Source organism: Lipingzhangella rawalii (assembly GCF_031628175.1).
Classification (GTDB): domain Bacteria; phylum Actinomycetota; class Actinomycetes; order Streptosporangiales; family Streptosporangiaceae; genus Lipingzhangella_A; species Lipingzhangella_A rawalii.
On sequence record NZ_JAVLVT010000001.1, the window covers coordinates 822,356 to 846,697 of the forward strand.

At 68.0% G+C, this 24,342-nt stretch carries 20 protein-coding genes; 3 read left to right on the plus strand and 17 right to left on the minus strand.

Annotated features, from left to right (window positions below; all coding sequences use genetic code 11):
* Positions 1-197 precede the first annotated feature (197 nt).
* From RIF23_RS03685 to mraZ, 12 genes are all read right to left on the minus strand, one after another.
* Complete coding sequence (locus RIF23_RS03685) at positions 198-923, minus strand: cell division protein FtsQ/DivIB (protein ID WP_310910870.1); 726 nt, start codon at positions 921-923, stop codon at positions 198-200.
* Positions 907-2,394 carry a UDP-N-acetylmuramate--L-alanine ligase gene (gene murC, locus RIF23_RS03690; protein WP_310910871.1) on the minus strand — a complete coding sequence of 496 codons (1,488 nt, stop codon included), beginning with the start codon at positions 2,392-2,394 and terminating at the stop codon, positions 907-909. The genes RIF23_RS03685 and murC overlap by 17 nt, the downstream gene beginning before the upstream one ends.
* Positions 2,391-3,566, minus strand: coding sequence for an undecaprenyldiphospho-muramoylpentapeptide beta-N-acetylglucosaminyltransferase (gene murG, locus RIF23_RS03695; RefSeq protein WP_310910872.1), 1,176 nt, complete (start codon positions 3,564-3,566; stop codon positions 2,391-2,393). Before murG ends, murC begins: the two co-directional genes overlap by 4 nt.
* On the minus strand, positions 3,563-4,861 hold the full coding sequence (gene ftsW, locus RIF23_RS03700) for a putative lipid II flippase FtsW (protein ID WP_407659390.1): 1,299 nt from the start codon (positions 4,859-4,861) through the stop codon (positions 3,563-3,565). The genes murG and ftsW overlap by 4 nt, the downstream gene beginning before the upstream one ends.
* 242 nt (positions 4,862-5,103) lie before the next feature.
* Positions 5,104-6,534, minus strand: a complete 1,431-nt coding sequence (murD, locus tag RIF23_RS03705) for a UDP-N-acetylmuramoyl-L-alanine--D-glutamate ligase (protein ID WP_310910874.1) — start codon at positions 6,532-6,534, stop codon at positions 5,104-5,106.
* Positions 6,535-6,643: 109 nt separating this feature from the next.
* A complete protein-coding gene (gene mraY / locus RIF23_RS03710) occupies positions 6,644-7,690 on the minus strand; it encodes a phospho-N-acetylmuramoyl-pentapeptide-transferase (protein WP_407659391.1) in 1,047 nt (348 codons plus the stop codon).
* A gap of 62 nt (positions 7,691-7,752) precedes the next feature.
* On the minus strand, positions 7,753-9,192 hold the full coding sequence (locus tag RIF23_RS03715) for a UDP-N-acetylmuramoyl-tripeptide--D-alanyl-D-alanine ligase (protein WP_310910876.1): 1,440 nt from the start codon (positions 9,190-9,192) through the stop codon (positions 7,753-7,755).
* A gap of 237 nt (positions 9,193-9,429) precedes the next feature.
* The gene (locus RIF23_RS03720) at positions 9,430-11,040 is read right to left on the minus strand and encodes a UDP-N-acetylmuramoyl-L-alanyl-D-glutamate--2,6-diaminopimelate ligase (RefSeq protein WP_310911250.1); all 1,611 of its coding nucleotides are present in this window, start codon (positions 11,038-11,040) and stop codon (positions 9,430-9,432) included.
* A 122-nt stretch (positions 11,041-11,162) separates the two neighbouring features.
* Positions 11,163-12,842: a peptidoglycan D,D-transpeptidase FtsI family protein gene (locus RIF23_RS03725; RefSeq protein ID WP_310910877.1), complete on the minus strand. Its 1,680-nt coding sequence runs from the start codon at positions 12,840-12,842 to the stop codon at positions 11,163-11,165.
* Positions 12,843-13,153: 311 nt separating this feature from the next.
* Positions 13,154-13,450 carry a hypothetical protein gene (locus RIF23_RS03730; protein WP_310910878.1) on the minus strand — a complete coding sequence of 99 codons (297 nt, stop codon included), beginning with the start codon at positions 13,448-13,450 and terminating at the stop codon, positions 13,154-13,156.
* Between the two features lie 190 nt (positions 13,451-13,640).
* Complete coding sequence (rsmH, locus tag RIF23_RS03735) at positions 13,641-14,642, minus strand: 16S rRNA (cytosine(1402)-N(4))-methyltransferase RsmH (protein ID WP_310910879.1); 1,002 nt, start codon at positions 14,640-14,642, stop codon at positions 13,641-13,643.
* Positions 14,643-14,854: 212 nt separating this feature from the next.
* Positions 14,855-15,286, minus strand: coding sequence for a division/cell wall cluster transcriptional repressor MraZ (gene mraZ / locus RIF23_RS03740; RefSeq protein WP_310910880.1), 432 nt, complete (start codon positions 15,284-15,286; stop codon positions 14,855-14,857).
* A 269-nt stretch (positions 15,287-15,555) separates the two neighbouring features.
* Here mraZ and RIF23_RS03745 point away from each other — a divergent pair, with 269 nt between their 5' ends.
* Genes RIF23_RS03745 through RIF23_RS03755 form a run of 3 tightly spaced genes read left to right on the plus strand, consistent with a single transcriptional unit; the run spans position 15,556 to position 20,252 of the window.
* Positions 15,556-16,536 carry an AAA family ATPase gene (locus tag RIF23_RS03745; RefSeq protein ID WP_407659373.1) on the plus strand — a complete coding sequence of 327 codons (981 nt, stop codon included), beginning with the start codon at positions 15,556-15,558 and terminating at the stop codon, positions 16,534-16,536.
* A 7-nt stretch (positions 16,537-16,543) separates the two neighbouring features.
* Positions 16,544-17,788: a DUF58 domain-containing protein gene (locus RIF23_RS03750; protein WP_310910881.1), complete on the plus strand. Its 1,245-nt coding sequence runs from the start codon at positions 16,544-16,546 to the stop codon at positions 17,786-17,788.
* A 28-nt stretch (positions 17,789-17,816) separates the two neighbouring features.
* Positions 17,817-20,252 carry a DUF3488 and transglutaminase-like domain-containing protein gene (locus tag RIF23_RS03755; protein WP_310910882.1) on the plus strand — a complete coding sequence of 812 codons (2,436 nt, stop codon included), beginning with the start codon at positions 17,817-17,819 and terminating at the stop codon, positions 20,250-20,252.
* Positions 20,253-20,314: 62 nt separating this feature from the next.
* Here the strand turns inward: RIF23_RS03755 and RIF23_RS03760 are convergent, their stop codons facing one another.
* The 5 genes from RIF23_RS03760 to efp form a co-directional block, all read right to left on the minus strand.
* Positions 20,315-20,734, minus strand: coding sequence for a DUF3040 domain-containing protein (locus RIF23_RS03760; protein ID WP_310910883.1), 420 nt, complete (start codon positions 20,732-20,734; stop codon positions 20,315-20,317).
* A gap of 233 nt (positions 20,735-20,967) precedes the next feature.
* Entirely contained in the window at positions 20,968-22,320 is a 1,353-nt protein-coding gene (locus tag RIF23_RS03765; RefSeq protein ID WP_310910884.1) for a DNA polymerase IV, read from the minus strand.
* A gap of 40 nt (positions 22,321-22,360) precedes the next feature.
* Positions 22,361-23,146 carry a methyltransferase domain-containing protein gene (locus RIF23_RS03770; RefSeq protein WP_310910885.1) on the minus strand — a complete coding sequence of 262 codons (786 nt, stop codon included), beginning with the start codon at positions 23,144-23,146 and terminating at the stop codon, positions 22,361-22,363.
* Between the two features lie 47 nt (positions 23,147-23,193).
* Entirely contained in the window at positions 23,194-23,607 is a 414-nt protein-coding gene (nusB, locus tag RIF23_RS03775; protein ID WP_310910886.1) for a transcription antitermination factor NusB, read from the minus strand.
* A complete protein-coding gene (efp, locus tag RIF23_RS03780; protein ID WP_310910887.1) occupies positions 23,607-24,170 on the minus strand; it encodes an elongation factor P in 564 nt (187 codons plus the stop codon). The genes nusB and efp overlap by 1 nt, the downstream gene beginning before the upstream one ends.
* Between the last annotated feature and the right edge of the window lie 172 nt (positions 24,171-24,342).

Consider the following 24,342-nt stretch of genomic DNA (forward strand, 5'->3'; position numbering starts at 1 on the left):
CCGCTCCACCCATAGCGCGCTGTTCCTTACTTATGTCACCTATCGCAGTTCCTCCGACAGTAGGCTTCCGCCCACCAGGGGAGCAACCGAACACGCATCAGCCTAGCGGCGTGTTGCGGTGCACGGCGATGAGTGCGGCTTCCCGGCGCGTCGCGTGGGCGTGCCAGGAGACGGTGCCGCACCTTCCGGTTCGGCCGTTACCGCACCGCGACGACGTCGGGAGAGCTCACGTCGTAGCTCAGATCCTCGGCCGGGGGGTGCTGTCGAACCAGAATCTCGAGAACTTCGGCCTTGTCCGCGCTGCGCTCCACGTCTCCCCAATGCACCTTCGCCCCGTTCTCCAGCTGGAGGGCGATCGACTCCGGGTCGTCGGCGTCGATCTCCACCAGCTGTTCGAGCAGATCCGCGGGAAGCTGACTCCGGATCATCGCGGCATCGGCGATAGCAGGGTTGCCGTGCACCTCCCCGCGCACCTGCACCAGGGGCTGGTCCGGGGGGAGCTCCGTGGCGTCTTCGATCCACACTCCAGCGTGATCCACGAGTTGGTAGCCGTCCTCGGCCCGTACGCTCAACACCGGTTCGCGCTCGGCCACCGAGACGGTGAGGGTCGCTGGCCACCCCCGCGCGACCTCGGCAGTCTCGACCAGACGTAGGTCCTCGACCCGTTCCGTCACGGCGGTGGTGTCAATGCGGATCAGCGGGGTCCCGGTTTCGACACCGACCGCCGCCAGCACGTCCTCGTCCGTGGATCGCTGAGTTCCGGAGACATCCACCTCGCGCAGGACCAACAGTCGGGAACCGAGTAGAATCCACACCACGACCGTCAGCATGCCGACGATGAGCAGCACGACGAAAGCGATCCGCCACGGATTCGACCGAGGGCGCCCCGCCACCTGCCCGGTCTGACTAGTCCCCGTTGCCACGCTCCATCCCCCGCCGTTCGAGCACCGACACGATCTGCGGACCGAGGTGGGTGACGTCCCCGGCCCCCATGGTCACCACAATGTCGCCGGAGCGGGGACGGGTCTGCTCCACCAGTCGGGTGGCCACGGTCTCCCAGTCCGCACTGTCCAGCGTGTGCACCCGCCCGGAGTCGATCTCGTCGCTGATGAGGTGTGCGGTGACACCCGGTTGGGGGGATTCCCGGGCTGGATAGATCGGAAGCACCGCGATCTCGTCCGCCTGGGACAGGGCGGCAGCGAACTCGCTGGCGAAGATCCTGGTCCGACTGAACAGGTGTGGCTGGAACGCAGCCACGATGCGACCGGGAGCGCTCCCGGTCGCATCCGAGACGCTCTGGAGCGCAGAGCGGGCCGCACGCAGGTCGGCCGCGACCTCGGTGGGATGGTGGGCGTAGCTGTCGTACACCCGAACACCCGCCACCGTCCCCTTGGGCTCGAACCGTCGGGCCGTGCCCCGGAACGTCGCCACGGCGTCCCGTGCGTCCTGGGGCGCGTAACCGAGCATGTGCAGCACCGCGATTGTTGCCGCCGCGTTCCGGATGTTGTGCCGGCCCGGCAGCTCCACCCGGCATCGCAGCGACTGCTGCTCGGGGGCGGGTTGGTCGTGGGGAAACGTGATGGTGCAGGTCGTGGCAAAGCCCTCCGCGGAAATATCCGCGAGACGGTAGTCCGCCTCCGCTGCTGTTCCGAAGGTTCGGACGTCCACACCACGCATACGCGCGTGCTCGGCGACCTTGCGTGCCCCCGGGTCATCCGCACAGGCGATCAGGCCGTGGCCGACACGGTCGGCGAAGCTGGCAAAGCTCGCGTGGATCTCGTCGAGAGTCGCGTAGTTGTCCATGTGATCGGCTTCGACGTTGGTGACGACAGCGATCGCCGGATCCAACATGAGGAAGGAGCCGTCACTCTCGTCCGCCTCCACGAGCATCAGGTCGCCGGCCCCCGCATCGGCGCCGATACCGTTACTTACCAGCGATCCACCGATGACGTAGCCCGGGTCTGCCCCCAGGTGCTGCAATGCCGAGGTCAACATCGAGGTCGTGGTGGTCTTGCCGTGGGTTCCGGCCACGGCGACACCCCGCCGATCCAGCAGTAGGCTGCCGAGAACCGAGGCGCGCGGCAGCACCCGGATCCCCGCGGCACGGGACCAGCACAGTTCTGGGTTGTCGTCCCGGACCGCCGAAGAGACAACGACCGTGTCGGCTCCGGCAGTAGAGACGTTCGTTTCGGCATGCCCCACGTGGACCTGTGCCCCGAGTTCGGAAAGCTCGGTCAACACCGCGCTGTCCACGGCATCGCTGCCGCTCACGCCCACGCCCCGCTGCAACAGAACCCGAGCGATTCCGGACATGCCGGCCCCTCCGATCCCGATGAAGTGCACCCGTTTCATATGCGCCAGCGGCACCACGGGCGTCGCCTGGACCAGGCTCACTGGGTATCCTTCCCATCGTCGCGGAAGTCGTCGTCCACGTCGTCACCATCGTCGGCTTCGGGGTCCACGGGGCGCTCGCCAGTGGGGCGCTCACGCCGCGCGATGGCCAGCACCTCCTCAGCCAGTTCCGCATCGGCGTGGCGTCGTCCCCGATTCGACGACACTTCGGACATGCGCACCAGCCGTTCGGTGTCCGTAAGGATCGGCAGCAGCGTCTGTTCGATCCAGCGCGCATCCAGATCGGAATCGTCCACCAACAGCCCCCCACCGGCATCGACGATGGGTTCGGCGTTGCGCCGTTGCTCGCCGTTGCCGTGCGGCAGGGGAACGAACGCGGCCGGCAGGCCCACGGCGGAGAGCTCGGCACACGTCATCGCACCGCTACGGCACAGGGCGAAATCCGCGGCCGCGTAGGCGAGCTCCATCCGGTCCACGTACGGCACCACAACGTAGGGGATTCCGTCCCGGGTCCGGTCTTCCGGTTCGTCGGCGTTACGTTGTCCCACCACGTGGAGGACCTGCACACCCGACCGGTGGAAGGCATCAGCGGCGGCAAAGGCGGCCTCGTTGAGGCTCTGGGCCCCCTGGGATCCACCGAAGATGAGCAGGGTGGGCAGTTCGGGGCGCAGCCCGAAATGGGCCCGGGCCCGGTCCCCCTCGGCCAGACGGTCCAAGGTGGAGATCTCCCGGCGCAGAGGAATTCCGAGGAAACGCCCGTCCCGCAGGTCGGCATGGGGATGTCCGGTGAATACGTGCTCGGTGAGCCGCGACCCGAGTCGATTGGCCAGCCCCGGGAGAGGGTTGGCTTCGTGCACCACGATCGGAACTCCGCGCCAGCGCGCCGCCAGGTACCCCGGCGTGGCGACGTAGCCACCGAACCCGACGAGGACGTCCGCCTGGGCCTCGTCCAGCACGGAGGCGGCGCTGCTGATGGCCCCGGCCAGCTTTCCAGGAACGAGGAGGAGGCGCGGGGTTGGCTTGCGTGGTAGTGGAACGGCCGGGATCTCCGCGAGTTTGTAGCCGCGCATCGGCACCAGTCGCGTTTCCAGCCCTCGTTCGGTGCCGAGACAGGTGATCTGCGTGTCGGGATCGACGCGCAGTAGCGCGTCGGCCAGAGCCAGCGCGGGCTCGATGTGTCCCGCGGTACCGCCGCCGGCGAGGACTACCCTCATTTCGGCCGATTCCTCCTCGTTTGTTGTGGCCGCGCGTTCGCCTTCGTGGACGTACCACGCGGACCACGACCGGTGTCGTGGTCCTGTAGGCCCAGCCAGCCTAGAGCCCGCTGCACACGGCTGGGACTCCGGGCTGCTAGTGCGGTACGCGCCGCAGGTTCGGACTTGGCCAGGCTCATGAGCACCCCCACGGCAACCATGGTGGGAATCAGCGCAGAGCCTCCCGCGGACACCAGCGGCAACGGGATCCCGGTAATCGGAATGACCCCGATGACCGTACCGATGTTCACGAAGGCCTGAACCACGATCCACACGGTGAGGGCTACTGCGGCCAACCGCACGAAGGTGTCCCCTGCCCGCAGTGCGACCCGGAGGCCAGCGTATCCCAGAAGTCCGAACAGTCCGACGACGAGCAGGGTCCCGATCAGCCCCAACTCCTCACCGATGATCGCGAAGATGAAGTCACTCTCGGGATGCGGGAGAAAGCCCCACTTCTCCCGGCTCGCACCGATCCCCACCCCGAACAGGCCACCGGTCCCCAGGGCGTACAGGCCGTGCAGACCCTGGAACCCGGTGTCGGTCGGGTCCAGCTCGGGGTTGAGGAACGAGGTCATCCGCACCAGCCGGTAGGGTGCCACGGCGACCATGACCCCGACCAGGGCGACCACGAGTCCGATCATTCCGATAAACAGGCCGCGTGGAGCCCCGACCACCCACAGCAGGGCAAGGAAGATCGTCAGCAACACGCAGGACGTACCCAGGTCGCTCCCCAACAGCACCAGCAGCACCAGCAAGGCACCCCCCGGCAGCAGGGGCATCAGGAGCTGGCGCCACTCCCGCAGCTGCCCCAGCTCCTCCCGCCGAGCCAACACGCTCGCTCCCCACAGGGCGAACGCGAGCTTGGCGGGCTCCGATGGCTGCACCGTGATCCCCCCGAGTTCCAGCCACCGCGTCGCCCCCGTGTTGTAGGACTCTCCCTGGAAGATCGTCAACGTCAGCAGCAACATGGACACCGCCATGATGGGAGCGCCCAGTCCGCGCAACACCCGTACGGGTAGATGGGAGGCGAGCAACAACAGCGGCAATCCGATCGCCGCGGCCAGGAGCTGGCTACGAAACTGGGCAAACGAGGAGCCCGTGGCGTCCAGAGAGTCGATCATCGACGAGGACAGCACCATGATCAGCCCGAGTGTGGTCAGTAGCGCCCCCACGCCACCGATCAGGTAGTAGGACGTCAGTGGCCGATCCAAACGGGCCACGCATTCCCCAGCCCAGGCTCGGGTTCGCGCGAGCAAGCCGTCGCTGTGGGCCGTGGCGGGTGCCCGCCCTGTCCTCGGCGTCTGCTGCGTCCTGGCGGGCTTGCGTGCGCTGCCTCCTGCACCTTCCCTACGCTGGGTACCCGTCACGCGCCGCGTCCTCCTGTCCTCGCACCCCAGGGCCGTCGCCAAGTGTGCCCTCCCCGCGGCCGACGAAGCGGGAGGTTTCGTCGCGTGTTGGGATACTGCGCCTGATCGGGCCCCGGGGAGAGGGATGTGGGTCAGCCGGTTGGTACACGCCGGTGTACCGCCGCGACGAACGCTGCTCCCCGTGCCGTGTAGTCGGAATACATATCCATCGACGCCGCGGCGGGTGCGAGGAGTACGGTGTCTGCGTCGTGTGCGGTGGCCAGCGAGGCGGCCGCGGACACGACCTCATCCATCGCCCGATCGTCGACGCGTTCCACCTCCACCACCGGGAGGTCCGGAGCGTGCCGACGCAGCGCCGAACGCAGCTGGGCGCGATCTGCTCCCAGAAGCACGACGGCCCGTACCCGGGTCGCCGCCTCGGCAACGAGTCCCTCCACGTCGGCGCCCTTCAACAGGCCACCAGCAATCCATACCGGAGCGCGATAGGCGGCAAGCGAGGCCGCAGCCGCGTGTGGATTGGTGGCTTTCGAATCGTCGACATAGCGGACCCCGTCCACCGTGGCGACCTCGTTGATCCGATGCGGCTCGGGGGTGAAGTCCGCCAGTCCCTGCCGAACGGACTCGGGACGTACCCCCACGGAGCGGGCCAGGGCCGCCGCTGCCAACGCGTTGCTCACGTTGTGTGCCGCGGCCGGACGGATCTCCGTGACCGGGGCCAGTACGATGCCCTGCCCCGAAGTCGGGGCGCCGCCGTCGAAGGCACGGTCGACGAGCGCACCGTCGACAACGCCCAGTTCCCCCGGCCGGGGCTCGTCGTTGGTGATACCCACCAGGGGTGTGGACGGATCTCCCTGGCGCAGGGCCAGTTCTTGGGAGGTGTTGTCCGCACGGTTGACCACCCGGACGGTACCTGGGCCGTAGATCTTGCCCTTCGCCCGTGCGTAGGCGGCCATATCCCCATGCCAGTCGACGTGGTCGGCGGCCACGTTCAACACCACCGCCGCGTACGGCGCCACCGATGTCGACCAGTGCAGCTGGAAACTCGACAGTTCCACGGCGAGAACATCATGGGGTGGCTCCGTTCCGCCCACCGCCGTGACCACCGGAAGACCGACGTTACCCACGGCCTGGGCTCGTTGTCCGTCCGCGCGCAGCATTGCCTCCACCATGCGCACCACGGTCGTCTTCCCGTTGGTTCCCGTCACCGCGAGCCACTGTTGACCGCGGGGACGCAGCCACCAGGCGAGTTCCACGTCACCAACCACGGGAATGTCGGCCGCGGCGGCTTCCTGGAACACGGGTGACTCTGGCGGCCAACCGGGTGAGGTGACGACCAGTTGTGTGTCCGGCGGTAGGTGACACGTCCCCGTCGGGGAACCAAGAGTGACGGACACACCGGCGGACCGCAGTTCGACGGCACGCTGGCGGGTCGTCGCGTCGTCCCGAGCGTCGATCACGGTGATGCGGGCACCGTGGTCCCGGAGTGCATGTACAACGGCCATTCCGGATACGCCAATGCCGGTGACGCACACCCGACGGCCACTCAGGTCCGGTTTCGTCAAGACAGAACCCACTCCCCCTGTGTCCGTGCCCGCAATGGTGCGGGGTGGACCGAATGTCGTCGTGGCGCCGTGGTGACGCGCACGCACAGTCTGATCCGCTGTTGCGGGACTACCGCGGCATCCACTCCAGATAGAACAGACCGATGCCGATCCCGACGAACAGTCCCTGGATGATCCAGAACCTGATCACAATGGTGGTCTCGGCCCACCCCTTCAACTCGAAATGGTGCTGTAGCGGCGCCATCCGCAATACCCGGCGCCCCGTGAGACGGAAGAAACTCACCTGCACCATCACCGAGGCCGTGATGAGGACGAACAACCCACCGAGCACCAGGATCAGTAGCTCGGTGCGGGTGGTGATCGCCAGCCCGACGATCAGGCCACCCAACGCCAGGGACCCAGTGTCGCCCATGAAAATCTTGGCTGGGGGGGCGTTGTACCACAGGAAGCCGATACACCCACCGAGACCGGCCGCGGCCACCACGGCGAGATCCAGGGGGTCGCGCACCGTGTAGCAATTGGGCTCGAGCACGTTGACACAGCTTTGGCGCAGCTGCCAGTTACCGATAATGACGTAGGCGACGAGCGCGAGAATCGTCGCACCGGTGGCCAGCCCGTCCAGACCGTCGGTGAGGTTGACCGCGTTGGAAAATCCCACGATCAACAGCAGCGCCCAGATGACGAACACGGGTAGCAGCATCGGCGGCCCGAAGTCCCGCAGGAACGACAGATGCTGGGATCCGGGGGTGTAGGTGTAGTTGTTGGGGAACTGGGTGGCCCCGTAGGCGAATCCGATACCGACCACGGCCTGACCGGCCATCTTCGCACCGCTCCGCAGTCCCAGGCTGCGTTGCATGAAGATCTTGATGAAGTCGTCCAGGAACCCGACCAGCCCCAGCCCCACGAACAGGCCCATCACCAGCAGTCCGGACGCGGTGGGGTGGAACGCCCAATCCACCTCGGTGTGTCCCGAGTCGAAAACGAAACGGACCAGCTCGATCACCACGGGGGCGAGGTGGGCACCGAAGTACCCCACCACAGCGCCTGCGATGATCACGATGCCCCCCATGGTGGGGGTTCCGCGCTTGTCGTGGTGGGCTTCGGGCCCCTCCTCACGGATGTGCTGGCCGTAGCCGTACCGGCGAAGAATCCGCATCAGCAGCGGTGTGCCAAGCAGGGAGACCAGCAGTGCCAGTGCCGAGGCGACGAGTATCCCGGTCACTGCACTCCCCCTTGGGTGTAGAGCCGCTCGGCTACCTGTTCCAGCCCGGCCACGCGCGATCCTTTCACTAGGATGGCCTCCCTGAGGGGCCGGTCCGCCGCCCCCCGTTGCTTATCCAGTTCCGCGGTCGCCTCGGTCGCGTCGGCGACCTGTCGCACCGCGCTCATCCCGGACGCTCGGGCACCCTCGGCAATCGGTGCTGCCTCCGGCCCGACGACGATCAACTCGTCCACCCCGGTCTCAGCGACCACTCGCCCCACCTTGTGGTGTTCGCTGTCATGCTCGGCCCCAAGCTCGGCCATGTGCCCGAGGACTGCGATCGCCCTGCGGTCGCTGCCGGCGATCGTACGCAACGTCGACAGTGCCGCGGCCACAGAATCGGGGTTGGCGTTGTACGCGTCGTCGATCACTGTTGTGCCATCGGCGAGGGTCCGAACATCCATCCGGGACGGACTCATGGGCAACGCCTGCCCCAGGGCCGAGGCGCACTCGGCCGCACCGAGGTCCGGGTCCAGGGCGGTCAGTACGCCAGCCACGGCCAATGCGTTGGCGACCTGGTGCTCCCCAGACAGGCCGAGCTGGGCGGGAGCGTGGTCCGCACCCAGGTGTAGCGTGAAGCGCGCGCGGCCAAGGGGGTCGAGCCGAACCGAACTGGCCCGAACCATCGCCTCGGCGTGCTGCCCGACCGTGATGACCCGGGCGGCGGTCCGCCCGGCCATAGCGAGTACGGCGTCGTCATCGGCGTTGAGAATCGCCACACCGCCGTTCTCGGCCCGGGGCAGGGCCTCAACCAACTCGCCCTTGGCGACAGCGATGGCCTCCCTGCTGCCGAACTCGCCCAGATGGGCGGTTCCGACGTTCAGCACCACACCGATACGCGGTGGGGCGACCGTGGCCAGGTGCGCGATATGGCCGCGCCCCCGCGCCGCCAGTTCAGCGACGATAAAGCGGGTGTCCTCGGTGGCCCGCAGCACCGTCAGCGGATGACCGATCTCGTTGTTGAACGAGCCGGCGGCCGCCACGGTACTGCCGCGGGGCTCCAGCACCTGGGCCAGCAGATCCTTGGTGGTGGTCTTCCCCGCCGAGCCGGTGACCCCGATCACGTCGGCGTGCGGCAGAGCCGCGACCACGTGCCGCGCGAGGCGCCCCAGAGCCGCGACCACCTCCGTGTCACCACCGTCGACCACGAGTTGCCGCTCGCTCTCGACACCGGCCATCGGCCGGGAGCCGAGAACCGCAGCCGCACCAGCGGATCGGGCCGCACCGGCGAAGTCGTGCCCGTCCACCTTCTCCCCCCGCAGTGCCACGAACAGTGCGCCGGGGGTCACCGCCCGGGAATCCACAACAACCGGCCCGGTCACCATGGTCTCGTGCACAGCTGCGTCGGAATGCGCCCGCGTGACCTCGGCGATCCGATCGAGCGTCAGCGCGATCAAATCCACTCCTCACGTCCGGCCCGGTCCACCATGCCCCGTACCGAGGAGCGAGCGCCAGACACGTGCCACATGGGCCCACAGGGGCCGGCACGGTGGAGCGACGTTTGGACACGCCGAATCCGGGCTGCAATTGCCGGACCTACCTTAGAGCATCGAGAGTGGCGACGTCGCGGCGGCATCATGCCGCTCCCCCAAACCGGTTGCCCCAACCCGGGGCACCGTAACGCCCGCTGCCCCTCACGCACGAACCCGCGCGCGCAGTGCCTCGGCCACGACGGCGCGGTCGTCGAACGGGAGTACCTCCCCGGCAACATACTGCCCCCGTTCATGCCCCTTGCCCGCGACGACCAGCACGTCGCCCGGCTGGGCCCGCTCCACAGCCAGAGCGATCGCCGACGCCCGGTCGGGTTCCACCGTGACCCGGGCTCGCTGGTCCTCGGGAACCTTGCGCACCCCCTCCAGCATCGCGGACAGAATGCCTAGCGGATCCTCCCCCCGTGGGTTGTCGTTGGTCAGTACGACAGTGTCCGCGAGCCGGGCCGCAGCTTCCCCCATGAGCGGGCGTTTGGCCCGGTCCCGTTCCCCACCACAGCCCAGAACAATACCGATCTGGCCGGTCGCAACCGAGCGTAGTGAGGTGAGGACCGCTTCGATGGCTCCGGGTTTGTGCGAGTAGTCGACCAGGGCCGTGAAGTTCTGCCCCGCGTCCACCTGCTCCATTCGCCCGGGAACCCCTGCGGACTCGGCCACACCGGCGAGAGCCGTATCCAGGGGAATTCCCGCCTCCACCAGCCCGACAACGGCCGCCACGGCGTTGGCGACGTTGAACGGGCCCGGAAGAGCAACGGCACCGCTGGCCTCGATTCCTCCCGGACCGCGCAGGCCGAAGGTGCTGCCGTGTGCGTCCAGCTCGACGTCGACGGCACACCAGTCGGCGTCGGGGTTACCGGAAGCGGAGAAGGTTGTGATCGGAATCCGCCCGGCGACCAGATCGATCAGCGCCCGTCCGAACCGATCGTCGAGGTTGACCACCCCGACACGGGCGAACTCGGGAGTGAACAGCCGCGCCTTGGTCTCGAAGTACTCGCGCAGGTCGGCGTGGAAGTCGAGGTGATCCTGGGAGAGGTTGGTGAAGATCGCGACGTCATAGGCAACGCCATTCACTCGCCCCAGGGCCAGTGCGTGGCTGGAAACCTCCATCGCCGCAGCGGACACACCCTGCTCACGCATGACGCCCAGCAGCGCGTGCAGATCTGTGGCCTCGGGCGTGGTCAGTTCCGATTCCACACGCTGACCCGCGATTCGGGTCTCCACGGTTCCGACGAGACCGCAACTCAGTCCGGCCGCTTGGAAACCGGACTCCACCAGGTAACTCGTCGTGGTCTTGCCGCTGGTTCCCGTGGTTCCGATCAGCAGGAGGTCCTCGGCGGGACGGCCATAGGCCCAGGCGGCGATCTCGCCCAGTCGGACGCGGGGATCCGGAACGCTGATGACGGGAACTTCGGTCGCCGCCGCACGGTCGTAGCCGCTGGGATCACACACCACGGCGACAGCGCCGGCGGCGACTGCCTGGGCACAGTAGTCGGCTCCGTGCACCCGCTGCCCCGGGAGTGCGACATACAGATCGCCGGGCTGAACTGTCCGGGAGTCGTGGGTGATCCCACGTACCATGACCGCGTCGAGGTCGGTGTGCGGCTCGTCCCCGGCGTCGGGCTGCGGGGGGTCCTCCCCGTGCCGGGGTGATGACAGGCCGCCGACGGCGGTAACCACGGTGTCAGCTTCGGCGTCGGCTTCCAGGAGCCGGACGAGCTCCGACAGTGGGCGCGGCTGGTTCTGCACAGGTCGTATAGGCGGTGGCACGCCGCGAGGGTACCCGGTTACCTGCCACGACGGCGAATCCGGAACCGACGCACCCCGGCACAGGTCCGGGTCAGCGCTACCGCGGTGGCCCCGTCTGCTCCGTGCTCGAATCAGTCCTCAAAGATCCGGATCGGCGGTGTCTCCTCGGAGCTGGGGGGCACGTCCAGAGACTGGAGCCCGAACTCCATCACGTCCACGAACACGGGACCAGCTGCGGACGCCCCGTAGTGGTCCTCCTCGGGATCATCCAACACGACCTGGACCACCAACTCGGGATCCTCCGCGGGAGCGAACCCGACAAAGGTCGCGGTGTACCCACCATCCTCGTAGGTTCCGGTGTCGGGGTTGACCCGTTGCGCGGTCCCGGTCTTGCCGGCAACACGGTAACCGGGCACCCGCACCGAACTCCCCGTGCCGTGCTCGCCCATGACCGCCTCCAACATCAGGGTCAGTTCCTCGGCGGTTTCCGCACTGACGACGCGTTCCCGAGCCGGTTCGGCGTCGGAGTGAAAGTCCCCGTGTTCGTCGATCGTCCCGTCCACGACACTGGGGTCGACACGCACCCCCCCGTTTGCGATGGTTGCGTACACACTCGCGGCCTGGACGGCGTTGACGGACAGGCCCTGGCCGAACGAGATCGTTGCGAGTTGGGTGCCCCACCAGTCGTCCGGATCGGTGAGAATTCCGGCGTTCTCCCCGGGGAGATCCAGACCGCTGGGCTGACCGAAGCCGAACATACCGAGATAGTCGTAAAGCCCCTCCGCGCCCACCTGCTCCGCCACCTGAATCGTGCCCACATTGCTGGACGTGGCCATGATGCCGTTCAGGGTGAGCCGTTGGGTCTCGTGGTACTCGGAGTCGGTGAACGTCTCCCCGTGACGTTCCAACGAGTAGGGAACGGTGTACACCGTGTCCGCCGTGGTGATGCCGTTCTCCAGCGCCGCGGCTGCGGTGATCACCTTGTTGGTGCTGCCGGGCTCGAACGCGTCCGCCACCGCCGCGTTGCGGCGCTCCTCCTGGGTGGACTCCTCGAACTCGTTGGCGTCATAGCTCGGGTAGTTCGCCATACCGAGGATCTCGCCGGTCGGACGCATAACGAGGGCGCTCCCGCCGCTGGCCCCGAGTTCGTCGACCTGCTCAGCCAGGGTCTGGAAGGCATGCCACTGGATGTCCTGGTCAAGATGGAGCCGCACGTCCCGCCCCGGTTCCGGCTCCCGCTCCAGGCCGCCTGCCATGGGGATCCGGGCACCACTGGCACCAACCTCCACGTGCTGCTGCCCGGGCTCCCCCGCCAGATCCGCATCCAACACGGCCTCCAGCCCCTCCATGCCGGCCCCGTCATCCCCCACGAAACCGACCAGGTTGGCGGCCCCCGTGTCCTGTGGATAGACGCGCTCGTAGTCGAGCTGGTCCCCGACGCCGGGCAGATCCAAATCCCGCAGTTCGGCGGCCTCGGCCGGGGGAACGTTGCGCGCGATCACCTCATATCGGCCTGGGGTCGCTGCGACCTGTTCCGCCACAGCCTCCGGATCCCGGTCGAACCGGTCGGCCAGCTCGGCGCTCACCCGATCCCGGTCCTCGTCGTTGACTTCGACCGGATCGACGAACACCGTCCGCCGTTCCACCGAGATCGCCAGCGGATCGCCGGTGGCATCCAGAATCTCGCCGCGAGTTGTTGGGATCTCCACCCGTTGCAGGCGCAGATCGGAAGCGGCCTCGGCATAGGTCGCGGACTCGATACCCTGGATCTGGACCAAACGTCCCGTGAAGATCAGCACGACAGCCAACATCAGCACCAGGCCGATCTTGATGCGTCGTCGACCGTCACTCAGACGGAGGGGACGCGGCCCCCGGACCCCGGATGCGGCCGAACCGGCGGACGGTCTGCGTGGGGGCCGCCCGCCAGCGTCTCGAGTTCCCGACGATACCTGCCGCCCCGGGGATCCGGACCGGCCCCCGGGACGTCCCCGTGCCTCGGCGGATTTCCGCCGCCCGGCCGGCGGATCCCGGTCCGGGCGATCCGAGGGGCGGCGGTTGTGGCTGCTGGGACTGGTCGGACGGCCGGGGCGACGCGGTTCACGACGGCGCGGGTCCCGATCGGTCATTCGCTGCCCACCGTGCTGTCAACGCTGTCAACGATCTCACCGGTCTCCGGGTCGATGAACCGTGGCGTCGACCCGGGCTCCATACCGAGTTGCTCGGCTTCCTCCGCCAGCGCCTCGGGAGCCTCCCCGCGCAGCACGTCCTCACGGAGCTGTTCCTCCTGCTGGGACAGCTCCCGATTGTCCTGACGCAGTTCCGCGAGGACATGGGCGTCGTGGGCCAGCGCGGTGTGCAGCACCAGCCCACCGAACATGGCGCTTCCCAGCAGCCCGAGGATCAACAGGACAAAGGGCACACGTGGCGCTTGGGAACGCGTGAGCCCGCCTCGGCGCACCATCGGACGCCGAGGCTGCGGCGGCCGAGACTGGGGGCGAGTGCGCCCGCCGTTGCGGGACGGTCGCCCGGGTGCCGCAGGCCGGTTGCCGACCCTGCTAACCCCGGGGTCCTCAGTCACGCTGCTCATCGTGCCTCCTGGATCGCTGCGCCTACACGGCCGGACGTATCCGCTCCGCAGCACGTAACCGAACCGAGGCAGCCCGTGGGTTGACCTCGCACTCTGCTGCGGTGGCCTGCTCGGCCCCCCGGGTCAACAGCCGTAGCTGCGGCTGCCGTTCCGGAAGGGACACGGGAAGTTCCGGGGGTGTGGTATCTCGGGCCGCGGTGGACAACACCCGCTTGACCGCACGGTCCTCCAGCGAGTGGTAGGAGAGCACCACGATGCGCCCGCCCATGCCCAGCCATGCCACGGCAGGGGGCAGGGCTCGTTCCAGGGTGGCGATTTCGTCGTTGACCTCGATCCGCAATGCCTGGAATGTTCGCTTGGCGGGGTTTCCCCCCGTTCGACGGGCCGGGGCGGGAATCGCTTCCTGTACAAGAGTGGCCAGCCGGCTCGTGCTCTCGATCGGACGCCTGGCACGTTCCCGCTGGATCGCCTGGGCGATCCTGCGGGCGAACCGCTCCTCGCCATAGTCACGCAGAATGCGTGTGAGCTCGGCTACAGAGGCAGTATTGACGACCTCCGCAGCGGTGGGCCCCCGCGTCGTGTCCATACGCATATCCAGGGGGGCGTCATAGGAGTAGGCGAAGCCGCGGTGGGGCTCGTCGAGCTGCGGGGAGGACACGCCCAGGTCGAGCAGCACGGCACTGACCTCCGGGTGGCCGTGATCGCGCACCACGTCATCCAACTCGTCGTACACGGCGTGCACGACCTCGACCCGGTCCCCATAGGAGGCGAGTCGACGCCGGCTGTACTCGACGGCGCTGGGATCCCGATCGATCCCCAGCACCTGGACGTGGGGATGGGTGCGCAGGATCTGCTCGGCGTGCCCTCCCCGACCGATGGTCGCGTCCACGAGTAGGGGACGGCCGGAGGAGCCGCTGGAGGGCTCGAGCGCGGGAGACAACAGCTGAAGTGTCCGTTCCGCCAGCACCGGAACGTGGCCTGCGGGGCCAGTACCCTCCACACGGTCCGCGCTCGGCTCACCCATACGCACGACGCCCCCCGTCGATCGCCGCTGTTCTCCCGGATCCGGCCCGGCCCTCAGCCGTGGCATCCGTCGTGGTGGACCCACGTGATACCACCTGGCGCCGGGGAAGATGCGCCAGCTGGCACGGTGCACGCCTGACGGCCAGACCGGACTGGGATTCACCTCGCGACCCGGCTGACGTGGCCGGCGTCCGGCGCAACAGCCCACCCGGGTCACAACACTCCCGGCAACACCTCCTCTGACAACTCCGCGAATGCCTCCTCCTGCGCGGACTCGTACTCCGCCCAGGCCTGCGCGTCCCAGATCTCCAGGCGAGTGTTTGCCCCGATAACCACGCACTCCCGTTCCAACCCCGCGTACGTGCGCAGTGCGGGCGGAACGGTGACGCGTCCCTGCCGATCAGGAACCTCGTCGGATGCGCTGGCAAAGAACACTCGGCTGTAGTCCCGCACCCCCTTTGCGGTAACGGGCGCGGCGCGAAGTGCCTCGGTGATGCGCTGGAACTCGGCCACCGGAAAGACATAGAGGCAGCGTTCCTGACCCTTCGTGATCACCAGTCCCCCCGACAGCTCGTCGCGGTACTTCGCCGGAAGGAACAGCCGCCCCTTCTCGTCCAGACGCAGGTCGTGGGTTCCGAGGAACATCGGGCCCACCTCCCACGTTCCGATGGGGCAGTTCCCCGCCCCACGCTGCACCACTGTACTCCACTATCCCCCACGGTCAACAGATTCAACCCCATACAGAGAGCGATATTTGCCATGAATTCGCAGGTCACGGACTGTGGGGCGAACTGGCGGCCGCGGGGGGTGTCGCCTCGTTACCCACGGGTCCTCCCGTTCGGCTTTCCCACGCCGGCGATTGCGCCTAGGGTCGATGCCAAGCCCGGCCAGGCAGGGAGGAAAGGTAAGGACACGTGACCCTGGGCACCCCCGCGACTGAACGCGCTACGACCGGTGAGGTCTCCTCGGTGTTCGCGGTCGCCGACCGAATCCGTACCGCGGTCGAGAGCGTCATCGAGGGCAAGAACGAGACGGTGACGATCGCCCTGTCAACACTTCTCGCCGGGGGACATCTGCTTATCGAGGACATTCCCGGGGTCGGGAAAACCATGCTGGCCAAGGCCCTGGGGCGGGCCGTGGACTGCACGGTACGCCGTATCCAGTTCACCCCGGACCTCCTGCCCAGTGACATCACGGGAGTCAACGTGTTTCACCAGGGCACCCGGCAGTTCGAGTTCAAGGCCGGCCCGGTCTTCGGCAACATCGTCGTGGGTGACGAGATCAACCGTGCCGCCCCGAAGACACAGGCGGCGCTGCTGGAGTGCATGGAGGAAGGCCAAGTCAGCATCGACGGCCAGACCTGGCCGCTGGAACCGCCGTTCATGGTGGTGGCGACGCAGAACCCCGTGGATATGGAGGGCACCTACCCCCTCCCGGAAGCCCAGCGGGACCGGTTCATGGCCAGAGTCTCGGTGGGCTACCCGGATCCCCAGGCCGAGCTGGAGATGATCGACACACATAGCGCGGCCACTCCGCTGGACGACATCCGCCCGGCAACGGGGCTCTCCGAGCTGCGGCGGATGATGGCAGCAGTGCGCTCCGTGCACCTGTCTCCGGGAGTGCGGCGCTATGCGATCGACCTCGTCTCCGCCACCCGAACCTCCTCCGCCCTACGGCTGGGGGCCTCACCGCGGGCGACGCTGCACCTGGTCCGGGCGAGCCGGGCCTACGCAGCCCTGGACGGGCGCGACTATGTCATCCCCGACGACATGCAAGCCCTGGCCGGCCCCGTTCTGGCCCACCGCCTTCTGCCCAGCCCCGAAGCGCAGGTGGAACGCCGCCCACCAGAACAGGTCGTGGCCGACATCACTGCACGGCTACCGATCCCGTCGTGAGGACGGTATGCGTTACCTGTGGCAGGCCCTGACCCCACGCGGCCGCGCGCTCCTGGGCGGGGGACTCCTCGTGGTGGCGATAGCCCTGGCGATCGGGGAACGGGACCTGATGCGCGCCGGCGTCCTAGCCACGGTGCTGCCGCTGCTGAGCTTGGTGTCGGTGCTACGTACCCCCACACGCGTCACCCACACTCGTTCCCTGGAACCGCGGCGCGTGGCCGTTGGGGAACAGGCCCGGGTCCGAATCCGGCTGACCAACGTGGCGGGACGGGGCTCCACGGCCTCCCTGCGGCTCATCGACAGTGTTCCGCCCGGCGTGCAGGCACGCCCCCGGTTCACCCTGGGTCGGCTCGCCTCGGGGGAAACACGTGAGGTCTCCTACCGCGTCGCCTCCCCCACCCGGGGGCGGTTTCCGCTCGGTCCGCTCCGGCTTGCCTTCGTCGATCCCCTGGGCTGCGTCACCCTCGAACGAACCGTGGGCTCGGGGACCCACCTGCTGGTCATCCCACGCACTGTGGCGCTGGGTCCCCTCCCCACACGGCAGGACTCCACGGACAGTGGAGCCAACGATGCGCGGTTCACCGCGAGTCCCGGCGAGGATGACACCATCCCGCGCGAGTACCGCCAGGGTGACGACCTTCGACGCGTCCACTGGCCGGCCACGGCACGCCAGGCAACACTCATGGTGCGCAGTGAGGAACACCACTGGCTCCAGCGCAGCACCCTGTTGGTGGACACACGCGCGGGCGCCCACACCCGCCGTGGGACGGGCTCCACCCTCGAGCTGGCCCTGTCGGTCGCCGGTTCCATTGCATGTCGAACCATCGCCGACGGCCAACGACTACGACTCGTCACCAGCTCGGGCACCCTGGACGCCGCCAATCGAGCCGATTCGGTGCTGGACGCGCTCGCCGTGGCCGAAGCGACACGTGCCGCACCCACGCGACCAAGCACACTGCTGTCGGACATCTCGACCCCGGACACGCCCGCCATCATCGCGATTGTCGGGGCTCTGACGAAGACCGAGGTACAACGGCTGAGCCAGCGTCCCGGATCCGCCCGGCGGCGACACACGGCGGTCCTGCTCAGCGAGGCCCCGTGGCCGTCCCCGGAAGCTATGCGCGCCGCCCAGCGGACACTCCGTGATGCCGGCTGGCGGGTCCTCGTCCTGTCCGAACTCGAACAGCTGCCCGCAGCATGGTCCGCGCCGACATCGTCACCGTTCCCCCCGGATGTCGACACGCCGAAATAACGTGCCGTGGAGCGGAAGGAGGATTCCCGTGCGGGTGTGGGCCACAGTCGCGGCCACTCTCGCGACGCTGTTCGCACTCCCCCTGCTGCATCCCCTGTTCGTCGACTCCCGGTGGATCACCGGGCCCGCCATGGTTGTGGCGACCGTTGGCCTGGTCGGTGCGTTGGGGCGGTTCATCAGTCGGCCGCGGCTTCCAGCCGTCGCCGTGCTGGGGCTCCAACTGGGGGCTGTCGTCCTCGTGATCACGGTGCGGCACGCGAGCGAGACTGCGTTGCTGGGCTTCCTGCCGACCCCCTCGACACTGCGTGTACTCATCGAACTGGCCAACGAGGGACGGCTCGACCTCTACTCCGGTACGGCGCCCGTGGCCGACACACCGGGTATCGAACTCGCCGTTCTCCTCCTCGTCGCGGCGTTCGCACTCACCATGGATCTGGTCACGGTCGTTGCGCGAACCCCCACCATCGCGGGCGGGCTCCTCCTCGCCCTCCTGCTTGTGCCCCTGAGCCTGCACTACACCGGCGTGGGAACACTCACCTTCGTTATAGCCGCACTTGGGTTCGTGCTTCTGCTCGCCGTGGAAGGTCGGGACCGCTCCCGCGGTTGGCCGGTACCCCCGGTCCGCAACCCAACAGCCACCACCTCGCCTCCCCGCCGTGAGCGGCCCCCACACCCCACCCGCCCGAACGCGTCCGGTCGCCCCGACGCGCATCCGGGACTTACCTCACAGATCGCCGTTCTGGCCGTGGTGGCCGCACTCCTGATTCCCGCAGCGGTGCCGGGTTTGAGTAGCGACGCAGTGTTCACACTCACAGATCCTCGCCACGCACAGACCGGAACCGTGACCACCACCCACCCTCTCGTCAGCCTGCGCCGGGAACTGCTGTCCCCGGGCGAAGACGAAGTCCTGCGGTACACGAACGACGCGCACCAGGCCACCTACCTACGTACAGCGGTTCTCGCCGACTTCGATGGGGTCGACTGGACGATGGCGCCGGTTCATGCGGGCCGGGACCGACTCCTCGACGAGGGCAGCCTGCCTGCCCCACCGGACCCCTGGAATACCGCGGATCCCCTCCAAGCCGAAATCAGGGTGGCCGACCAGGCCAGAGGGCTGGACTTCCTCCCCCTCCCCCACCCCACGAGCGAGGTGGACATCGCCGGGGACTGGTATGTGGAACCGGACACCGCTGTGGTGTTCTCTCCCACGACGGATGCGAGTGGCAGCACTTACACCCTCGCCGCCCCTCGTCCCGACTTCGACAACACGGACCTAGCCCAGGCGCGGGAGGTGTCCAGCACCTCTGTCGACGATCGCTATCGTGCGCTCCCCGCCGACCTGACGAGCGACGTAACCGAGCTCACCCAGGAGGTGGTCCCCTTGGACGCGGGGCCGCACGAACGCGCCGTGGCGCTCCAGGAATGGTTCACCGGCGGCGACTTCGACTATGACTTGAGTCCCCAGTCCGTGCCGGACGGCACCGATCCCCTCACCCACTTCCTCATCGACAGCCGCGCGGGCTACTGCGAACAGTTCGCGGCCGCGATGGCGATCATGGCGCGAGTCTCGGACATCCCCGCCCGTGTGGCCGTTGGCTACACGGGCGGCAGCGCGGTGGCGGGCACGGACGAATGGCGAGTCACCCAGGAGCATGCCCACGCGTGGCCAGAGCTCTACTTCGAGGGGCACGGCTGGTTGCGGTTCGAACCGACTCCCGCCAGCGCGGACGGTCAGGGAAGTGCGAACATCCCCGACTATGCCACGGTTCCGTCCCCGCAGGACGAAGCGTCGCACAACCGCGGTGGGGACACTGCCCAGGACCGTGCAGGGGGCACCGGCGCCAGTGATGCCCAGGATGGCCCGATCGATGAGGACCTCCTCGAGGATCAGCTCACCGAGGGAACAGCGGAACCCGCCGACGACACGGGCACGGATTCGGACACAGCCGGTGCACTGACGTGGCCGGTCCTGGCCACCGCGGTGGCCCTACTGATACTGGGTACGGCGCCCGCTCTGCTGGGGATGCTCCTGCGCTATCTGGGCCGCGCCCGGGCCAGCACCCCCCAAGAACGCGCGCATGTTGCCTGGCAGGAGCTTCGGTTGGACTGTCAGAGCCTCGGGGTGGTGTGGAATTCGGCGGAGAGCCCCCGGAGCCTCGTCCGACGGCTGTCCCAAGAGTTTTCCCTGGCCTCGTGGGAACGGGACGCTCTGGAGCGAATCGCTCACGCCGAGGAGCAGGCCCGCTACGCTCCCACCGCGCCAGCGCCGCACACCGGAACATCGGGCGATCTGACCGCGTGCGGGCGCGTGGTCCGAGCGGCGCTACGCGCCAGAACCTCGTGGATGCGGCGGCTACGTTCCCGACTCCTGCCCGGGCCCATGGCCGGTCTGGCGTCCCGGCGGTACCGCAGCCGTGCTGTACCGCAACATCAGGGGAAAAGTCGCGGCCCGCGTTCGGCGTGACGGCGACCCACCCAGGTGCCCCCTGCGACTCCCGGAGGGGTCATTTCCTGAGCGGCTCGCGGCTACTCGCCTTCCTGCCGCTTGCGCCAACGCTCCTCGAGGCGATCCATCATTCCGGGACGCTGGGAACGACGCTGCTGTTTTCCGGAAGGTCCGGGGTCGGCGGCCTCCGGGGGTGCGCCACCGGTGGCTCGGCGCCACTCCGACATCCCCCGCACGGTGCAGATCAGCATGACGAGGAAACCGAGCATACTCAGCACTCCGCCGAGCACCAGCTGGTCGGCAACCACGCCCATGATCATGACCCCGGTCATCATCAGGATGACGCCCACTACGAAGCCGATCGAGGCTTTGACGATCCGGCGCTTGTAATGGACCTGCGGGTTCGTCTCACGAACCGTGTTCGCGAACTTCGGGTCCTCGGCATACAGCGCCCGCTCGATCTGGTCGAGCATACGCTGCTCGTGTTCAGAGAGCGGCACGGCGCCTCCCTACGACAGTCCCCCACTGGGGCGACGGGTTCCTGACGACCATTTGATAGCCACTGACATGCTCAGGATACGGCGAATTGGTATCCGGTGAAAAGAAAGGATGCGCACAGCAACAACCCACGTCCCCCACAGTACCCCGCCCGAGGAAGTGCCACACCGCGTCCGTGACCACATCCCGGCAACGGACCGGCGCCCGGGCATGATCCGCCGGGGGCAACCGGCCCTCACCACCGCTCCGGAACGTCGTGTCCGCGTGCACCGGGGTGCGACCGTTGCCCCGATGGCGCTGGGTCTCCGGTCGGCTGTGCGAGCGAGGCGGGTCTCAGTGCGAAGTCCCCGAAACGGCGGGAGGCCTCGTCCATCACCTGTTCCACACCCCGCCAGTCGGGAGCTGTGGCGTCCAGGGTGAGCTGGCGGTGTGCCTGGGTCGACACGACCAACCCCTCCACGCGGATCCCCACCAGACGCAGACGGGCTCGGGACACCTCGGCCGCCTCGTAGAGAATCCGTGCCGTCGCGTGGATCTCCCGTGCCAGGTCCGTGGGTTCCGGAAGCGTACGGGAACGGGTGATGGTGGTGAAGTCGGCGCGGCGGACCTTGAGGGTCACGGTCCGGGCTGCGTGCCCCTGCCCCTCGGTCCGCAGCCGGCGCGCCAGGCGTTCGGAGAGCCGCAGCAGCTCCCGATCGATCACCGCCGCATCCGCAACGTCCCGAGCGAACGTGCACTCCGCGGACAGGCCTCGCTCCTCCGCGGAGCTGGCCGGTTGGACCGCACGTTCGTCCCGCCCCCGGGCCAGGGCGGCAAGATGGTCCCCCAGGGCCGGTCCCACTTCCCGACGCAGTGAGGCGGGAGACACCGCTGCCACATCGGCGATGGTGTGCAGCCCCAGTCGAACCAGCCGTTGTTCGACCTTGGGTCCCACCCCCCAGAGCGCCCCCACCGGCAGTGGGTGCAGGAACGCCTGCACCTGGGCTTCGGGAACGAGGTACACCCCGTCGGGTTTGGCATGCGTCGCGGCCAGCTTGGCCACGAACTTGTTCGGAGCAATGCCCACCGAACAGGTCAGTCCCTGCTCGGCACGAATCCGGGATCGGAGGTGCTCGGCGATCCACACCGGTCCACCGAGTCTGGCGCGGGCACCGCTCACGTCGAGGAACGCCTCGTCCAGCGACACCGGCTCCACGACCGGAGTCACGGACTCCAGGATGACCCGCACCGCGGCGGACACCTGGGAGTAGCGCTCGTGATCGGCCGGGTACACCAGTGCTCGGGGGCACAGTCGGCGCGCCTGGGACATCGGCATGGCCGAATGGATCCCGTAGGCACGAGCGGCATAGTTCGCCGAGGCAACGACGCCCCGAGGCCCGGTCCCCCCGACGAGCACCGGTTGTCCCCGTGCCTCGGGGCGCTCCAACTGTTCGACACTGGCGAAGAACGCGTCCATATCCACGTGCAGCACGCCGCAACCGTGGTCAGGGACGGATTCCGCCCCGAGGTCGCTGGGCAGGGGACGACTACCGTGGTCGGTGGCCATCCCCCGCAGCGGAGTCCCGCGTTCCAGCTGACGTCGACTCATACCTCCACTGTGACATCCCGATGCAGTGTGGAGTACCAGGTCATTCCGCTGCCTCGGTAGTGCCGGGCCGCCGCGCCAGGATGTGCAGATGGGTTGCGATCGCGCTCAGCTCCGGCTGGCGCCCCGCTTGCTGTTCCAGTGCAACGAGTTCACGTACCGTCTGCGGTTCGCCATCGAAGCTTCGTCCCGGCAACAGGTCGGCTACCACCCGGATCCCATGTGTGGCGAGTACGGTCAACCCCGACTCCGCCACGAGTCCGTGCAGCTGCTCGCGGGTGAACCGTCGGGGCATCGGGTCCGTGGCTCCCCACCGTCCATCCGGGGAGCTGAGCAGGCGCCGCGCGTCCTCCGGGTGTCCGGCCAGGGCACGATGCACCACGGCGGCCAAGGCATTGCTGGCGACCAGGCTGACCATCCCGCCGGGACGGAGAACCCGCACCACATCCCGCAGCGCTGAGTCCGGATCCTCCACGTGTTCCACGACGTTGTGCACGAGCACCAGGTGCGCCTGCGCGGGCTGCACCAGCTCGGTCAGATCACTGGTTTCGCCCTGGACCGCGCGCACCCGAACCCCGGCCTCGTTGGCACGCCGTTCGAGCGCGGCCAGGGAGTCCGGGCTGGGGTCGACCACCGTCACGTCGTGACCGAGTTCGGCCAGGGGAACCGCATCCCCACCCGTGCCTCCGCCCGCGTCCACCACGACCAAAGGGGTGCCGAATTCGCGTTCCAGCTCGAGGAGACTGTCCCTGAGATCGTCCCACAGCACCACCGTGCGGGCGGCGCTGGTGGCGTGCCGAGGACGCACGGCGCTGTCGTCGTGGCCCACGCGGTCTCCTCTCGGGTCGGCTGCCCCGGGCAGGCCGGGGCAGGGGGTCAATTCGCCAGCGAGGACTTCTGTTCCAGGATGCGTGACAACAGCCCGTTCACGAAGGTGGGAGCCTCGTTGCTGGAGAGTTCGCGTACCACCGCGACCGCCTCAGCAACCGCAACGCCGTCGGGAATGTCATCATCCCACAACAGTTCGTAGACCCCCATTCGCAACACGTTGCGATCCACGATCGGCATACGCTCCAGGGTCCACCCCACGGCATACTCGGCAATCACCGCGTCAACACGATCCCTGTTCTCGTCGATGTGGGCCGCCAGCCGCCGGGTGAACTCGTTGATCGGAGGTTCGGGCTGCTGCCGCCGCCGCTCCAGGACCTCGGCCACCGACGTGTCCCGAGCCTCGGCCTCATAGAGCACCTCGACCGCACGGATCCGCGCTTTACGTCGCGAACTGGCCATCAGTTGACACGGCCGAGATACTCGCCGGTGCGGGTGTCGACCTTGATCCGCTCGCCGGTGCTGATGAACAACGGAACCTGGATGACGGCACCGGTCTCCACCGTCGCCGGCTTGGTACCGCCGGTAGAACGGTCCCCCTGAACCCCGGGGTCGGTCTGGGTGATCTCCAGCTCCACCGCGGCTGCCAGCTCGATGTACAGGGGTTCGCCCTCGTGGATCGCGACCGTGGCCATGCTGTTCTCGAGTAGGTAGTCGGCGTTCTTGCCGACGACCTCACCCGAAACCGGAATCTGGTCGTAGGTCTCGGTGTCCATGAAGATGTAGGTGTCACCGTCGAAGTAGAGGTACTGCATCTCCCGGCGGTCCACATTGGCGACCTCGACCTTGACTCCGGCGTTGAAGGTCTTGTCGACCACCTTGCCCGAGGTCACGTTCTTGAGCTTGGTGCGGACGAAGGCCCCACCCTTACCAGGCTTGACATGCTGGAACTCGAGGACGCTCCACAACGCCCCCCCATCGAGTTTCAGCGTCATTCCGTTCTTGAGGTCGTTGGTCGTCGCCACGTCTGCTCTCGTCTCTCCACCGGTTGACAACGTACGCGCGCGAGGCCGTCACACCGGAACCGACAGGTCTCCAGCCCGACTGTGGGGTCCGGAACCGTCGAGGTCCATGGTGTGACAACATCCCCGCTGCTGGTCCGAGTCTAGTTGCTCGCAGCCGAGGGCTTCACCGACG

What these genes read in the sequence shown, in the direction of transcription:
- murG (WP_310910872.1), bottom strand. Translation starts at nt 3,566, where the DNA reads ATGAGGGTAGTCCTCGCCGGCGGCGGTACCGCGGGACACATCGAGCCC.
- mraY (WP_407659391.1), bottom strand. Translation starts at nt 7,690, where the DNA reads ATGCGGATTCTTCGCCGGTACGGCTACGGCCAGCACATCCGTGAGGAG.
- RIF23_RS03725 (WP_310910877.1), bottom strand. Translation starts at nt 12,842, where the DNA reads ATGTTGGCTGTCGTGCTGATCTTCACGGGACGTTTGGTCCAGATCCAG.
- rsmH (WP_310910879.1), bottom strand. Translation starts at nt 14,642, where the DNA reads ATGGGTGAGCCGAGCGCGGACCGTGTGGAGGGTACTGGCCCCGCAGGC.
- mraZ (WP_310910880.1), bottom strand. Translation starts at nt 15,286, where the DNA reads ATGTTCCTCGGAACCCACGACCTGCGTCTGGACGAGAAGGGGCGGCTG.
- RIF23_RS03750 (WP_310910881.1), top strand. Translation starts at nt 16,544, where the DNA reads ATGCGTTACCTGTGGCAGGCCCTGACCCCACGCGGCCGCGCGCTCCTG.
- RIF23_RS03765 (WP_310910884.1), bottom strand. Translation starts at nt 22,320, where the DNA reads ATGAGTCGACGTCAGCTGGAACGCGGGACTCCGCTGCGGGGGATGGCC.
- nusB (WP_310910886.1), bottom strand. Translation starts at nt 23,607, where the DNA reads ATGGCCAGTTCGCGACGTAAAGCGCGGATCCGTGCGGTCGAGGTGCTC.